This is a genomic window from Streptococcus sp. 714 (assembly GCF_013277115.1).
GTDB lineage: Bacteria > Bacillota > Bacilli > Lactobacillales > Streptococcaceae > Streptococcus.
In genome coordinates this window covers 68,174-83,150 of the sequence record NZ_VMMH01000006.1, presented here as the reverse complement: position 1 = coordinate 83,150, position 14,977 = coordinate 68,174, and the positions used below count along the sequence as shown (strand labels likewise).

At 40.5% G+C, this 14,977-nt stretch carries 11 protein-coding genes; 1 reads left to right on the top strand and 10 read right to left on the bottom strand.

From position 1 onward, the window contains the following. On the bottom strand, positions 1-2,587 hold a 2,587-nt coding region (locus tag HT718_RS02345; RefSeq protein WP_173267026.1), incomplete at its 3' end, for an SEC10/PgrA surface exclusion domain-containing protein. A gap of 192 nt (positions 2,588-2,779) precedes the next feature. Between HT718_RS02345 and HT718_RS02340 the strand changes: the two genes are divergently transcribed. After that, positions 2,780-3,712 carry a helix-turn-helix transcriptional regulator gene (locus HT718_RS02340; RefSeq protein ID WP_173267025.1) on the top strand — a complete coding sequence of 311 codons (933 nt, stop codon included), beginning with the start codon at positions 2,780-2,782 and terminating at the stop codon, positions 3,710-3,712. A gap of 124 nt (positions 3,713-3,836) precedes the next feature. On the opposite strand, the gene HT718_RS02335 is transcribed toward HT718_RS02340, so the two are convergent. From HT718_RS02335 to HT718_RS02295, 9 genes are all read right to left on the bottom strand, one after another. Beyond that, a complete protein-coding gene (locus HT718_RS02335) occupies positions 3,837-5,201 on the bottom strand; it encodes an amino acid permease (RefSeq protein WP_173267023.1) in 1,365 nt (454 codons plus the stop codon). A gap of 74 nt (positions 5,202-5,275) precedes the next feature. Beyond that, positions 5,276-5,758: a transcription elongation factor GreA gene (gene greA, locus HT718_RS02330; RefSeq protein WP_000818768.1), complete on the bottom strand. Its 483-nt coding sequence runs from the start codon at positions 5,756-5,758 to the stop codon at positions 5,276-5,278. A 61-nt stretch (positions 5,759-5,819) separates the two neighbouring features. Beyond that, complete coding sequence (gene mltG / locus HT718_RS02325) at positions 5,820-7,562, bottom strand: endolytic transglycosylase MltG (protein ID WP_173267021.1); 1,743 nt, start codon at positions 7,560-7,562, stop codon at positions 5,820-5,822. A 79-nt stretch (positions 7,563-7,641) separates the two neighbouring features. Continuing rightward, positions 7,642-8,136, bottom strand: a complete 495-nt coding sequence (locus tag HT718_RS02320; RefSeq protein WP_173267019.1) for an N-acetyltransferase — start codon at positions 8,134-8,136, stop codon at positions 7,642-7,644. Between the two features lie 8 nt (positions 8,137-8,144). Then, positions 8,145-8,600 carry a GNAT family N-acetyltransferase gene (locus HT718_RS02315; RefSeq protein WP_173267017.1) on the bottom strand — a complete coding sequence of 152 codons (456 nt, stop codon included), beginning with the start codon at positions 8,598-8,600 and terminating at the stop codon, positions 8,145-8,147. 9 nt (positions 8,601-8,609) lie between these two features. After that, on the bottom strand, positions 8,610-9,944 hold the full coding sequence (gene murC, locus HT718_RS02310; RefSeq protein WP_173267016.1) for a UDP-N-acetylmuramate--L-alanine ligase: 1,335 nt from the start codon (positions 9,942-9,944) through the stop codon (positions 8,610-8,612). Between the two features lie 10 nt (positions 9,945-9,954). After that, the gene (locus HT718_RS02305; RefSeq protein ID WP_173267014.1) at positions 9,955-10,572 is read right to left on the bottom strand and encodes a cystathionine gamma-synthase; all 618 of its coding nucleotides are present in this window, start codon (positions 10,570-10,572) and stop codon (positions 9,955-9,957) included. A gap of 47 nt (positions 10,573-10,619) precedes the next feature. Further along, positions 10,620-13,718, bottom strand: a complete 3,099-nt coding sequence (locus tag HT718_RS02300) for a DEAD/DEAH box helicase (protein WP_173267012.1) — start codon at positions 13,716-13,718, stop codon at positions 10,620-10,622. Between the two features lie 89 nt (positions 13,719-13,807). Beyond that, entirely contained in the window at positions 13,808-14,974 is a 1,167-nt protein-coding gene (locus tag HT718_RS02295; protein WP_173267010.1) for a MalY/PatB family protein, read from the bottom strand. Positions 14,975-14,977 lie beyond the last annotated feature (3 nt).

Sequence of the window (14,977 nt, the reverse complement as noted above, 5' to 3'; positions counted from 1 at the left end):
CTGGTTCTTTGCCTGGTTCTTTACCTGGTTCTTTGCCTGGCTCTTTGCCTGGTTCTTTGCCTGGCTCTTTACCTGGTTCTTTGCCTGGTTCTTTGCCTGGTTCTTTGCCTGGTTCTTTGCTTGGTTTCTCATTCTTAGGCTCATCAACTTTTGGTTGTTCTACCGTCGGCAATTTATCAAGCGGAAAGGCTGGTAGTTCCGGTTGGATTAAACCTTCACCATTCACACCACCTTTAAATGCCGGCTGTTCTGGAATAAGAGCGTCGTCGATTGTCTTACGAAGGAGAAGTTTTTGATAATCGCGTTCCGCTTCGTCTCTGGCTTTACGCGCTTGTTCTGCGTCTTCTTCTTTTTGTTTCACATCGCGTTTCAAGTCGGCTACGTGTTTGCAAAGTTCATCCAACTCTTTTGACTTAGCTTTCAATTCAACTTCCAATTTGGCTTTTTCTTGGCTCAAACGAAGTGTTTCTGCCAACTTTTCTTTTGCTTTTTGAAGTGCATCTTTAGCGTCTTTTAACTCTTTGTCAGCCTTCAAACGCTCAATCTTAGCATTTTCCAAATCTTTGTCTTTTTGTTGACTTTCTGCCAATTTCTTAGCTAATTCTTTGTCCGCGTCTTCTTTGGCCCTGCGAGCTTTATCCAGACGTAATGACTTGGCTTTGTCGTCAAGTGTTGCTCTTTCTAGCTTTCGACCAGCATCTTCTGCTTTTTCTTTGGCTTTTTCCAACTCTTTGACCGCTTCAGCACGTTTCGCTTCTTTATCTAGTGTTTCAGAAACTTCTTTTTCGAGGGATGCGATGCGTTTCTCAATTTCTTGAAGCTCTGTTTTCACTTTTTCTAAGTTAGCCTCGGCTGTTTTCTTGTCCGCTTTAGCTTTTTGTAATTCAGCTTCTACTTCTTGTTTGTTTTGTAGAATTGGAGTTGGAAGATTGGCTTTAGAGTTTGGTCCGTAGAGTTCATTGAACTTAGCTTTTTGTGCTGTTGAATCAGTGCTGTCTATATAATTAGGCCCGCCAACTGATAATACATGTATACGGAAATAATATAATAAATTGAGATCCTTGTCTTTGATAAGTGATGTGTTTAATCCCAAGTTGTCAACTTGGAGCAAACTATAAAAATGGAGATAATGACCTGTCAAGTAACCTTCTGCAAAGAATGACATGAATGTCTCAGTGATCTTCGAGAGTAATTCTTGTCTTGACATTTTATCTGTGTTCATTGGAATAGGCATGAGGTTTTCATAATATTGGCTGTATGTATCAACACCCGGATTTGCAGATGCTTTGAGACCTCGTTTTCGAGCCACCTCATTGATACCTCTTCCAAAATGTCCGTAACCTTGATAGTCATTGTCTTTGTAGACTTTTGCGACTTCTTTGGCGAAGTCTTTGTTGTTTGTGTTGAGTTTAGCTTCAGGTAAGTCTAATTGCTTGCGAAGACTGTTTAAAAGAGTAATAAAATGGTTATTTAGGTCATCAACAACATCTTGAGGTAGGTTGTTGGGGTCATATTGGACGTCATCTGTGTCGTCTTGGATTCCATTATTCCTGATATTACGGATGTTGTCTCGCCATTTTTCGTTTGTTTTTTGGTCAAGCTTACGCAACTCGTTTTCAAGTCGTTGAATATCGTTACGATTAGTTTTCAACCACTCTTTGAATCGAGCGTTCCTTTCGTCATACGCTTTTTTGATTTGGTCTGCCGTCATACCTGTGGTGTCAGGAGATGGCTCTGGGAATGTATCCATACGACGTTTGATAAGCTCTTTAGCTTTGGCAATCCATTCTGGTGTCGCAGTGACCTCTGTTGGATATTGAGCGGATTTTAGTTTTTCTTCAGCATCCTTAATCGCCTTATCCGCATCTTTTACGAGACCCTCTTTTACGGTCTTTTCGGCTTCTTTGTTGGCTTTGTTTTGTCGTTCTTGTATTTTTTTAGCTTCACGCGTTTTGTCGTTTTCTTTTGCTTTTTCAAGTTCGGCTTCTGCGTTGCGTTTAGCTTGGTCTTTCATAAGTACGTCTTTATCAGCGTCATCTTTTTCTTTTTGAGCTTTATTTTTCGCCGCTGGGTCAAAGTCATCTGTCGCGTCTTTTAACTCTCTATCAGCCTTTTCAACACCTGTACGAGCCTTGTTGAGCTCTTCTTGGGCACGCTTAGCGTTATCAGACTTATTACCAACTTGGTCGGCCTTATTCTTGGCATCAGCTTCTTTGTCGGCTTTAGCTTTTTCTTTCGTGTCGACATCTTGGGTTTCCGTTTGGATTTTTTCTGGTGTAGCTTCCTTTGCCTTTTCAAGGTCTTTTTCAAGCGCTTCTTTTTCAGCTTTTTTGGTATTTTTTTCGTTTTGAGCCTTATTGAGCTCATCTTTAGCTTGACTAGCATCTTTGCTTTTCTGGTCAGCATCTTTAGCGGTGTCAATGACACGTTTCTCAGCATTAGATAAGTCTTTGTCTGTGACCTTATTGTTTGTAATAGCGTTGACCGTGTTTTCAGTTGGCGCTTCACTAGCAAATACTGTTTGAGTAGTTGTTACTACTCCTAAACCAGCCACTGTAGCAGTTGTCATAATTAGGGACTTTTTCATCCTTATCTCCTTTACTTTTGATTGACTTGATTATACAGTAAATAATCCCCTTTTTGGAACTTTCTATTTAAAACAGTATAATTTTATTCCTTATCTTGAGTTTTAAACAAAAATCTACTAAAAACAGTAGATTTTTTCAAAATTGTAGAAATTTAAGTTATAATAAAATAAATCAAGACTAAGGAGACTATCATGGAACCGAAACACTATGGAGAAATCATTCAAAAAATCCGTCAAGATCGTAATATGACCCTCAAAGAGGCTGCTGGAGATGTCATTACTCCCAATAACCTCAGTCGCTTTGAAAAAGGATTATCTTCTATCAAAGTCGATACTTTTTTTGAAATTTTGAGCAGATTTAATTTAGATCCAGAAGACTTTACAGAATTGTTTCCTATTCAAGATGATGGAGCTCAAAGAATAAAACAAATAGCAAATGCATTAAATAAAAGAGATCTAATGAAAGCTAGGCAAATACTAGGAAAGAAAAGTGAGTGGGAAAATATCTTAGAGTATTACACAGTAAAATTAGCCATTTTAAATCTTGAAAAAGGATTTAAAATAGATAAATTGACTCCTGATCAAGTAGAAGCTCTTAATTACTTAATCAACTATATATTTAGTATTAATACTCTTTATATTCGTGATTTTGCTGTTATTGAAATTATTTTATTATTTAAGGTTAAATGTTTTGAGTTAGAATTCCTTGAATATCTCGAAAAGATAATTATGAAAGGATTGGAAGATTCTAAGTATATAACTGAGCATCTTTCTCGCAGATATGCTGCAACTGGAATCCATTTAATTAAAACATATTCTCGCTATGGATACTACGATAAAGCAGAAAAGCTCATCTATAAGTTGAAGATCATAATATCTGAAGAATTCTATAATGAATATACAATATTACCCCTATTTAATTTAAACATATATGAAGTTTACAATCTACTTCGACAAAATAACCCTAAGGCTATTGAACGAGCTCATAGTCTTCTTCATTACATTGATGCCCAGAACGACCTTTTCCCACTATCACATATGTATACTTGGAAAAATGACTTTATCCAAGAAGTTCAACGACTGAATAAAACTGGTATTCCATTCCCTAAAGAAGATGAAGAATAACTATCAACAGTAGTAAGCAACAAAATGTATACAACTTTAAAGCACCAAAGTCACTTTAGACTCTGGTGCTTTTTGACTTGATTCTAAAGAAAAACCCACCAAGCTAAGTTGATGAGTTTCAAATCTATTTTCTAAATTTCCACTGGCTATAAATCCCGAAACCGATAATCCAGATAGCTGAGCCGATTGCTCCTACAAATGTAGACTCTTGTAAAAAGAGGGTTACAAAAACAAAGGCAAAGAAAAGCATAGTTAAGGGATTTAGGAAACGATAATGGGGCATGAGGTAGCCATCTGCCATAAAGTCTGGTGACTTGCGATATTTAAGGTGAGCCACCATAATCAAGATATAGATAGCGATATAGACACCTGATGAGGATGCCGTAATCAAGGCAAAGGCATCCGAAACTCCTGGTAAGACATTGATAAAGGCAGCAAGAGCAATTAAGATTGCTGAAGCGATGATAGCATTTTGTGGCACATTGTGGCGAGAAAGAGTATCTGCCTTAATTGCTTTTAGGAAGCGATTTGGCGAATCATGGGCAATCTGATACAAATGACGACCTGTTGAATAAAGGGTTGAGTTAAGAGCAGATGCTGCTGACGTCAAAACGACGAAGTTAATTAAGGCCGCTGCCCAATTGATACCTGCCAATTCAAATACTGTTACAAAGGGAGAATCAGCCGATGCAAGTTCACGCCAAGGAATGATAGCCATAATGGCTAATAGAGCACCTCCATAGAAAAAGGCGATACGCAAAGGAATTTCCTTAACGGCTTTTGGCAAGACCTGGCGTGGATTTTTGGTTTCAGAAGTTGTTACCCCGATAAACTCAATCATAAGATAGGCAAAGAAAACCATCTGGAAGGCCATAACAAAGTTCACTCCACCATTAGGGAAGAGGGAGAAATTGTCGGCGATATTAGCTAAACTTGCTACTCCATGAGGTGTCTTAAATCCTGTCAAGACCATAAAGACCCCTGTAGCAATCATAGCTAAAATAGCCACAATCTTGACCATAGCAAACCAAAATTCAACTTCCCCAAAGAGTTTCACCGCAATCAAATTGACCAAGGCTAGAATGGTCAAAAATCCAATCTCAATCATCCAACTTGGCCAGCTAGGGAACCAGAACTGAACATAGTGAGCGATAGCTGTGATTTCCGCCATACCGATAAAGACAACGGATAGCCAGTAAGACCAGACTGAAAAATATCCCCAGCCCTTACCCAAATGGCGCGTGATAAAGTTGATAAAGGTGTGTTGCTCAGGGTCTTGGTAGAGCATTTCCCCAACCGCACGCATCATGAGGAACATAAAAGCCCCAGTAATCATATAAATCAGTACAATGGAAGGACCTGTTAGGCTGATAGAGCGACCTGCTCCCAAAAAGAGCCCTGTTCCGATTGTTCCAGCAATGGCCATAACCTGCACGTGACGATTAGTCAGACCACGCTCCATCTTATTTTTTTTCTTCTTTGAACTCATAACGTCTCCAATTCAATTTAAAATGGAAAAAGGAGTGAGTGAAGCGCATCGCCTCCCCACTCCTTTTTTTGTTTTTAGGCTGTTTTTTCAACCTTTAAGATTTTTACATCATAGCTACCAACAGGTGTTTCAATGGTTGCTGTATCACCTGTTTTCTTGCCAATCAAGGCTTGTCCAATTGGGCTTTCATTTGAAACCTTACCTGCAAAGGCATCCGCACCCGCTGAACCTACGATAATATAAACTTCTTCTTCGTCCTCACCAATTTCTTGGATAGTGACTGTTTTACCAATCGCTACTTCATCTTGAGCAACTGAGTCGCTATTGACAATTTCAGCATAGCGAATTTTTGTTTCCAAGCTAGAGATTTGTCCTTCGACAAAGGCTTGTTCATCCTTAGCTGCTTCGTATTCACTGTTTTCAGAAAGGTCACCGTATGAACGGGCAATCTTAATGCGTTCTACCACTTCTGGACGGCGAACCAATTTCAATTCTTCTAATTCTTTTTCAAGTTTTTCCTTTTCCTCAAGGGTCATAGGATATGTTTTTTCTGCCATTTTTCTCAACTTTCTTCTAATGATATTCTCTAAAGAAAATTATGTGAATCATCACATAATTTTAGTTTGTTTGGTTTAATTTGCTGTTGACATGTTCAGCGACATTACGATCATGCTCCTCCTGAGTAGTAGCATAATAGACCTTACCATCTGTAACATTAGCTACAAAGTATAAGTTATCACTCTTAGTCTGATTAATACTTGCCTCGATGGCATCCAAGCTTGGACTATCTACTGGACCTGGCATCAAACCAGCTTTCGTATAAACATTATACGGTGAATTAATTGTCGTATCAATTCCAGCATCATCAGCAAGACTAATCTTCTGACCAAGTTTTCCTTGGGCATACAAGATGGCAATATTGCTTTGAAGTGGCATACCAAGATTCAAGCGATTGTAGAAGACACCTGCAATCAACTTACGATCTTCAGTCTTAGCACCTTCTTTTTCAACAAGTGACGCAATTGTTAGCAATTCATTGACTGTCAAATTTTTAGACTTGATTGCACTATAATGAGGCGCCAAAGTCTTGTCCATAGCTGCCAGCATCTCATCAATCAAACTTTCAATCGTTGTACTTTCCTTGATAGAGTAAGTCGCTGGGAAGAGGAAACCTTCTAAACGATAACGAACTCCACTTTCTTTCGTTGGCAAGCTTTCAAGTAGACTAGGATATTTGGCAACTTCTTGGCTGATAAAGTTCTCATCTTGAACTTTTGCCAGAAAGGCATCAGCTGTCAAAGGCTCTTTGAATTCACCTTGCAATTGACCTACTGCTTGTGCAATTTGATCAATCGTATAACCTTCTGGAATTGTTAAATTCGCAAGCGCAGGTTCTTGAGCTTCAGCCGTTCCACCTTTTTGTAGTTCGTGGATAATGTCTTCTGTACTCATGCTCTTTTGCAAATTGTAATAGCCAGATTTCAAATCTGAATAATTTTTATATTTCGCATAAAAAGCAAAAATCACTCCGTGTTTAATCAAGCCAGACTTTTCAAGAGTTGAACCAATTGTTTGAACATTAGCTCCTTCTGGGATTTGCACTGTCACATATTGTTTAGATGAAGCATCCACAGGCTTCAAAGACGACTGAACATACTGATAACCGAAGTAACCACCTGCTGAAATCAAACCTAGGAAAATCAGCAGAGAAATAAAGAAGGCCTTGAATCCTGATTTTTTCTTCTTAGTAGGCTGAACTGTCTCACGACGGCTACGACGTGGAGTTGCAGGCATTTCTTCTACAGCTTTCTTTTCCACTACTGGTTTTGAAGTAGGAACTTCTCTTTTTACCTCTCTCTGACCTTCTGTCTTATAAGAAACAGCTACCCTTGTTGGAATTTCATTAAATTCCTTCTCTACGTTTCTAGGACTAACAGGTCCTGGAGTTGGTCTTGATACTCCTTCCGCTGATGGAGTAGAAGGTCCTTCTTGACTCGGGTGACTAGGAGTAAGTGGAGCTTGTCTTGCAGCCTCTTCTGCTGGAGAAGAAGGAACATCTTGACTTGGATGGCTTGGAACAGTAAGAGTTTCTCTTGTTATCTCATCTGCTGGAGAAGCTGGTAAATCTTGGCTGGGGTGAGTCGGCACAGTAGGAGCGTTTCTCATAATATCCTCTACAGCTGATAGAGAATCTTCCATCAAATCTTCTATTGACTGATCATTTTTTGAAGAAAGTTGGGGTTTTATTGAAGCTAAATTAACTTCTTCCTGATCTTCTTCATGTTTTTTAACTCGTTCTAAATCACGTAAAATCTGCTCTTTAAAGCTTAATTTTTCGTCTTCTCTTGATTTTTCACTCAAAAGTTTATCCTCCTCGTTGACAATCCATAATATTATATCTTAAAAACGAAAGAAAAGCAACCTAGCAAGCTTTTCTGGCTTATTTTTTAGCTTCCCAAATCATATCATACCATGTTTCCCCTGCAAAGGTTGACTGGGACAGACCTTCATTGACAAATCCATGCTTTTCGTAGTAGGCGATAAGATAGTCATGACAGGTTAGGTTAATACCTTCTCTTTCGTGTTCAAGAGCCAGTTCTTTCAAGGCTGTTAGTAGTTTCTGACCAAATCCAAGGCCCTGTGCTTCCTTGGCAATAGACAGACAGGTCACAGAGATATAGCCACCAGGCTCATGACTATAATCTTCTATCTCTTCTGTAAAAGACTGGTCTTGCAGATGGCGTTGGGGGCCAACTGGTCCTTCTATATACCCAATAATCTTACCCTCTTTTTCTGCAACCAGAAAAGAGGTCTGAATTTCTCGCAAATGTGCTTCAAAAACAGAGCGAGGAATGGCTTCTTCGATCGAAAAATTTTCTAGTTCAATCTCAACGATACGATCCAAATCTTCTAATCTTGCTTTCCTAATTTCCATTGTGCCTCCTAAAAAAAGAGATTAAACCAAATCATACTAAAACCTTGACTAGCTGCATAAAGCGAATCTGTCTCTTCTTCATCAATAAAACCGTTCATTTCAAAATAGGAAAGCAACTCATCCGGACTCTTCAAACGAATAGCTTTGTAATCCAGCTCAACTGCCACATCTTTCAAAGCCGCAAGAAGAAGCGTTCCCAAGCCCTGTCTCTGATGGTCAGCCTCGATGACTAAAAAACGAATTTCTAGACATTGCGGATTGTGGGGATGAGGACTTCCTAGAACGTAGCCCAGTAGCTGATTTTCATCCCTAGCTAGAAGAAAGGTATCCGCAGACTTACGGATACTTTCTTCTAAGATATGGGAAGGTTGCTGCTTTTCAGCTGGAAAAGATGAAGCCTGAAGTGCCTCCATCTCAGCCAAATCAGCATCACTTGCCTGAATGATCTTAATTGGAATTTCCATAAGAATATCCTACTGAACATTGCTTGTCAAGTTAGACAAGAGACGTTCAAATGAATATTCATAGGTTTGGATATCTCCTGCTCCCATAAAGACATAGACAGCATTGTCATGGTCAAGGAGTGGAGAAACATTTTCAACAGTGATGACTTGGTGTTTTTTGTTGATTTTTTGGGCTAGGTCTTCTACCTTAACATCACCATGATCTACTTCACGAGCTGACCCATAAATTTGCGCTAGGTAAACAGCATCCGCTTGGTTCAAAGCGTGAGCAAATTCGTCCAACAAGGCGATGGTTCTTGTAAAAGTATGCGGTTGGAAGACTGCTACAATTTCCTTGCTTGGGTATTTCTGACGAGCCGCATCCAAGGTCGCAATAATTTCTGTTGGATGGTGGGCAAAGTCATCGATAATCACTGTGTCATTGACAATTTTCTCAGTGAAACGACGCTTAACACCGGCAAATGTTTTCAAGTGCTCACGCACCAAGTTCAAATCAAATCCTGCTGTGTAAAGAAGACCAATAACGGCTGTCGCATTCATGATATTGTGACGACCAAAGGTTGGGATGTGGAATTGACCCAATTCTTGTCCACGGAAGTGAACGGTGAAGGTTGAACCAGTTGTTGAACGAAGAAGCTCACTAGCTACAAAGTCATTACCTGCTGCTTCAAAACCATAATAATAAATTGGTGCATCAGACGTAATTTTACGCAATTCTGCATCTTCACCATAGACAAAAAGACCCTTGGTAATTTGTTTGGCATAGTCGTTAAAGGCATTGAAAACATCCTCGAGACTTGTGAAATAGTCTGGATGGTCAAAGTCAATGTTGGTAATAATAGAGTATTCTGGGTGGTAAGGCATAAAGTGGCGTTCATATTCGTCAGATTCAAAGACAAAATATTTGGCATTGGCCGAACCACGACCTGTCCCATCCCCGATCAAGAAGCTAGTGTCTGTGATGTGAGACAAGACATGAGACAACATACCTGTCGTTGAAGTTTTTCCATGCGCTCCAGCTACTCCCATGCTAACAAAGTCACGCATAAAGCTACCTAGAAATTCATGGTAACGTTTGTAGCTGATACCATTTTGGTCTGCATAGGCAATTTCGACGTTGTTATCTGGACGAAAGGCATTTCCAGCGATAATTTCCATATCACCGTCTAGATTCTTTTCATCAAAGGGAAGAATAGTAATTCCTGCCTGCTCAAGACCACGTTGAGTAAAGTAGTACTTTTCAACATCTGATCCCTGTACCTTGTGCCCCATTTGGTGCAACATCAAGGCCAAGGCACTCATCCCTGATCCCTTAATTCCGATAAAATGATATGTCTTTGACATGTTTTCTCCCCTATTCTGTAATTCTGGTCAGATTCAACTCTTGAGCAACCTGACGTTCTTGTTCTTTTTGTTGATTCTTTTTATTGTAGATTTGGCTCTTCTTCAGAAAATCATAATTATTTTTCTTTGGACCTGAAGTTTCTTTTGGCTCAGATTGAGTCGAAATATTGCTCACTTCTTCCGCCAAGATGTAATGAGACTGGGTCAATTTTTGGCTATATTTGACAAATTCACCAGGATTTTCCTTTTGGAAAGGCGCAGTAGGTTGATTGCCCTTTCTAACTAGACTTGGCTGAGAATGGCGTCTTGTAGGAGTGATGTCCTTAGTAAGATAGCTTGCCGAGCGTTTCTTTTTCAAGTCTGCGCGCGCTTCTTCACGCGCCACCTCTGCATAGCTCTTTCCTTCTTTTTTTACCCCTAAAGGAGACTTTTTAGTTTTCTCTACTTGCTTTTCAATCGGTTTTACTGGTGTTTCTTCAGCAATAGGAGCCCATTCTAAATAATTTTTATCTCGATACTCACCCTTGATATTACTGATCAGATCAGACTCATCGTACAAGTTCATGACTGGCATCTCAGTCAGCATGACCTCGTCATCTGACACCAATGGAAATCGTTCTTGTTTCATTTTCTATTTCCTTTCAACACTTCATTATAGCGTATTGTCTTGATTTTTCAAGTGCTGACTTCAGAAATTCCCAAAATTTCTCTAATTTCTGCTAGGGTCAGACTGCCACGTGACTCTGTTCCGTCCAATACTTGTGACACCAGATGTTTCTTTTGTTCTTGTAGTTCCTGAATTTTTTCTTCGATAGTTCCTTTAGTTACCAAGCGATAGACCTCAACCATTTCCTCTTGTCCCATCCGATGGGCACGGCCAATGGCTTGCGCTTCCACCGCAGGATTCCACCAAAGGTCAACCAAAATAACCGTATCAGCACCTGTCAGGTTCAGACCGACCCCACCTGCCTTGAGGGAAATCAAAAAGGCATCTCGTTCCCCTTGGTTAAAGGCCTTGGTCATGTCTTGTCTTTCCTTGGCTGGGGTCGAACCTGTAATTTTAAAGGAAGTCAAGCCCAAGTCTGGCAGTTCTTGTTCAATTTTTTCCAACATTCCCTTGAACTGAGAGAAAATCAAGACACGGTGTCCGCCGTCTGCCACCTGGACCAGCAGGTCTCGGAGACTATCTAGTTTGCCGCTAGCTCCCTGATAATCTTCCATAAAGAGGGCAGGCGTATCACAGATTTGACGCAAGCGCATCAGACCAGACAAGATTTCCACTCGACTACGCTGAAATTCCTGATCTGACACCTGAGCTAAACGGTCTCGCATCTGTTGTAACTGGGCTAGGTAGATAGCCTTTTGCTGGTCTTCCAGTTCATTCTTATAAACCACTTCAATCAAGTCTGGCAATTCAGTCAGAACTTCATCTTTCTTGCGTCGCATCACGAAAGGCTTAATAAACTGAGCCACGCGCTCAGCTGGCAATTTCATAAATTCTTTCTTGCTTGGCAAGAGTCCTGGCATGACGATTTGGAAAATAGACCACAGCTCACCTAGATGGTTTTCAATCGGAGTTCCTGACAAGGCAAAGACCGACGGCACCACAAATTGTCTCAAGGTCTGAGCGATCTTAGTCTGGGCATTTTTCATGACCTGAGCCTCATCTAAGAAAAGGAAGTCAAAGGCCATCCCCTGATAAAGATCACTGTCCTGACGGAAAGTAGCATAACTCGTCACATAGATTTGATGCCTCTCAGCAAGAATCTCCTCACGACTAGTTTTCAGACCATGCACAACAGCCACATCAAACTGTGGGGCAAATTTCTTAAATTCATCTGCCCAGTTGTAAATCAAACCAGATGGAGCTAAAATCAAGACCCGACTTTCTTTTGTCACTTGACTGGTCAAGAAAGCAATGGTCTGCAGGGTTTTACCAAGTCCCATATCATCAGCCAAAATCCCACCAAAACCATAATGATGGAGCATTTGCAGCCAGCCGATTCCCTTTTCCTGATAATCTCGTAAATCAGCCTTAACCTGAGTTGCCTGTCGAGGGAAGTCCTCTGGATGCGTCAAATCATGAGCCAGATTCTGGAATTCCTGTGAAAAAGAAACACGGTCACGCCCTTCAAAAAGATGAGCTAAGCTATAAGCCAAAGATTTCCGAGCCTGCAAGGTCCCATCTTTTAATTCAAACTGTGCTAGTTCCTGTAGATTTTGGCGAATTTTCTTGGTTTCGTCATCGAAAAAGTAGACTTGATTGGAGGAATCAATATAAAAATCTCGATTATCAACCAAAGCCTGCATGGCTTGGTCAATTTCCTCTTGGGCAATATCTTGAAAATCAAACTGGATTTCCAAGAGACCTCCCTTGGAAGCAATCTGCACTTGGGGACTCACTAAGCTATAGAGTTCTTCTAACTTGTCTGATAGGTCAACATTCCCGAGTTTTTCAAAGATTGGAACGATTTCATGGAAGAAATGATAAACAGACTCCGCTTTTAGGGCCTGACGCCAAGATTGAAAATCTGCTTCAAAACCAGCTGCCAAACAGACTTGGAAAACTCTTTCTTCTAAATCAGCATCACTCGAAAATGGTAATTCTTCTAGCTCTTGTCTGCTAGATACCTGCCTATTTCCATAATCAAATTGAATTTCTAAACGAATCCGATTATCCTCTTCCCTATCAAAGTAAAAAGAGGGCGCAAAAGTTTTGATTTGTAAGCGTTCTGGAGCTGAAACGGTCCCCATTTGGCTAAAAAGAGTTAAACAAGAAGCCAACTTATCTCGATCACTACTATCAAATTGCAAGTATTTCTTTCCATGCTGATCCAAAGGCAGCGCTTTGATTTCCTTGAGAAGACGCATCTGCTGGTCTGTTAGAAAATAAACCTGACCTTTATGGAAAAGCACAGCTCCCTGATAAAAGACATTGACCCTGGGGCTCTCGCTGATTTCCATTTCAAAATAATCCGAGTATTCTGTTACTGTAAAGGCAAATAAATTAGCATCAGCATGCATATCCTGAAAAAAGAAAACCTGATAACTATCCACTTGATGGTCAAATTGAAAATGGGGCAAGGTCATCAGTAAATTCACACCCTGCTCAAAAAAGGTCAGAGGGAAAAAGAGGTGCCGACCTTGATTTTGGAAAAAGAGGGCTGGAGCCTGTCCTTCCTCCATCAGTCCACGCAAGAAAGTCAAAAGCTCTTGGCTAGCCTCATCAAAGGATTCCCAAGACAAGGACTCCTCATAGACCTTGCCAATCATATACGACTTTCTCTGCTCGACAACTTTTAAAAAGAGTAGAATATCCCGAATGACATAGTATTTTTGACTATTGACTTGCCCGATTCTCAGGGTCCACAAGATATGATTGGTTCCTGCTTCCACCTGCCCCACAGCCGATAATTCATAGGTTCGGTCTGATTTTGGAGACAAGATTCGATCCAAAAACTTGCCACCCAAGGTCACCTTGGTTTCAACGGCTTCTTTTTTCTCATGACCATCTTCCAGACTCTGCAAGATTTCCTGACCACGCTCATCATTTTTTAGAAAATGCTCCAACGCTGCCAAATGCACACAGTAACCCCTCTTTTGGAAAAAATCGCAAGCACAAAAAACCAAATCATCCTCTAAACTATAGCGCAGTTCTTCTTCTGCAACGCGAGCGTAGAGCCGATTATTCTTTTCCTTGATGATATCAACTTTACCAGTTTCATAAAGGGCAACGCCTTCGATACGGATTTTCCCGGGAATCAATTTAGCCATATTTTTACCTGTACCTTATCTTTTCATTATACCATATTCCCTACGAAAATAGCCTCCTAGGAAGACTTTTCTCCTAGAAGGCTGGATTTTTAAAGTTTAGCAAAAGTTGTCACAATCCTCTGACAAACTTCTTGCAGCAGGGATTTAGGCATGGCTACATTGAGGCGGGCATGGAGACTTCCTTCCTCCCCAAAATCCAAACCACGGTTTAGGATAACCTTGGCTTCATTTCTCAACAGCTCTTGTAATTTTTCATCAGTCAGGTCATAAGCTGAAAAATCAAGCCAAATCAAGTAGGTTCCTTGAGGTTTCATGACCTTGATTTTAGTCTCTTTTCCAAATAGACCGACCACATAATTGATATGATCTTCAAAGACTTGCTTAAGCTCCTCTAACCAATCCTTCCCATAACGATAGGCAGCTTCTGTCGCCAAATAACCCAGACCTGAAATTTCATGCTGATTATTGGCCAACTGGCGTTTCTGATAAGCCACTCTCAACTTAGAATTTTCAATGACTGCATAGGAATTTTTTGTCCCAGCAATGTTAAAGGTTTTAGTGGCACTAGTCAAGACGATAGCAAATTCTTTAAAGTCAGGGTTGATGGTATTGAAGGAACGATGCATGTGACCAAAGAGGGCCAAATCTTGGTGAATCTCATCAGAAACCAAGAAAACACCGTGTTTTTGACAAAGTTGGCCAATCTTCTCCAACACTTCCTTTTCCCACACACGTCCACCAGGATTATGAGGGTTGCAGAGGATATAGAGTTTGACATCCTCTTCTACCAAATCCTTCTCCAGTTGGACAAAGTCAATCTCAAACAGTCCATCCTTTTCCACCAAAGAATTGGTAATCAATCTACGGTTGTTCAGCTTGACACTGCGAGCAAAAGGTGGATAGACAGGTGTGTTAATCAGAACCGCTTCGCCTTCTTTTGTAAAGGCTTGAATGGCTGTTGAGATGGCTGGTACTACACCCTCGATAAAGACAAGAGCCTCTTTGTCAAAGTGGTAACCGTGTTGTGTGGCTTCCCACTTTTGAACTTCCTTAATCAACTCTTCACTGGCATAAGTGTAGCCATAAACCAGTTGGTCTGCGTAAGTCTGCACAGCTTGGCGGATTTCAGGCAAAACCACAAAGTCCATATCCGCTATCCAAGCTGGTAGGACTTTACTATCCGTTTCTGCTTCTTTCCATTTATAGGTATGGTGCCCTAAACGATTGGGCAGGCTTGTAAAATCATATTTTCCCATCTT

Bases quoted from the DNA above. Each gene is read 5' to 3' on its own strand.
- HT718_RS02340 (WP_173267025.1), top strand. From the start codon at position 2,780: ATGGAACCGAAACACTATGGAGAAATCATTCAAAAAATCCGTCAAGAT.
- HT718_RS02335 (WP_173267023.1), bottom strand. From the start codon at position 5,201: ATGAGTTCAAAGAAGAAAAAAAATAAGATGGAGCGTGGTCTGACTAAT.
- greA (WP_000818768.1), bottom strand. From the start codon at position 5,758: ATGGCAGAAAAAACATATCCTATGACCCTTGAGGAAAAGGAAAAACTT.
- HT718_RS02320 (WP_173267019.1), bottom strand. From the start codon at position 8,136: ATGGAAATTAGGAAAGCAAGATTAGAAGATTTGGATCGTATCGTTGAG.
- HT718_RS02315 (WP_173267017.1), bottom strand. From the start codon at position 8,600: ATGGAAATTCCAATTAAGATCATTCAGGCAAGTGATGCTGATTTGGCT.
- murC (WP_173267016.1), bottom strand. From the start codon at position 9,944: ATGTCAAAGACATATCATTTTATCGGAATTAAGGGATCAGGGATGAGT.
- HT718_RS02305 (WP_173267014.1), bottom strand. From the start codon at position 10,572: ATGAAACAAGAACGATTTCCATTGGTGTCAGATGACGAGGTCATGCTG.
- HT718_RS02300 (WP_173267012.1), bottom strand. From the start codon at position 13,718: ATGGCTAAATTGATTCCCGGGAAAATCCGTATCGAAGGCGTTGCCCTT.
- HT718_RS02295 (WP_173267010.1), bottom strand. From the start codon at position 14,974: ATGGGAAAATATGATTTTACAAGCCTGCCCAATCGTTTAGGGCACCAT.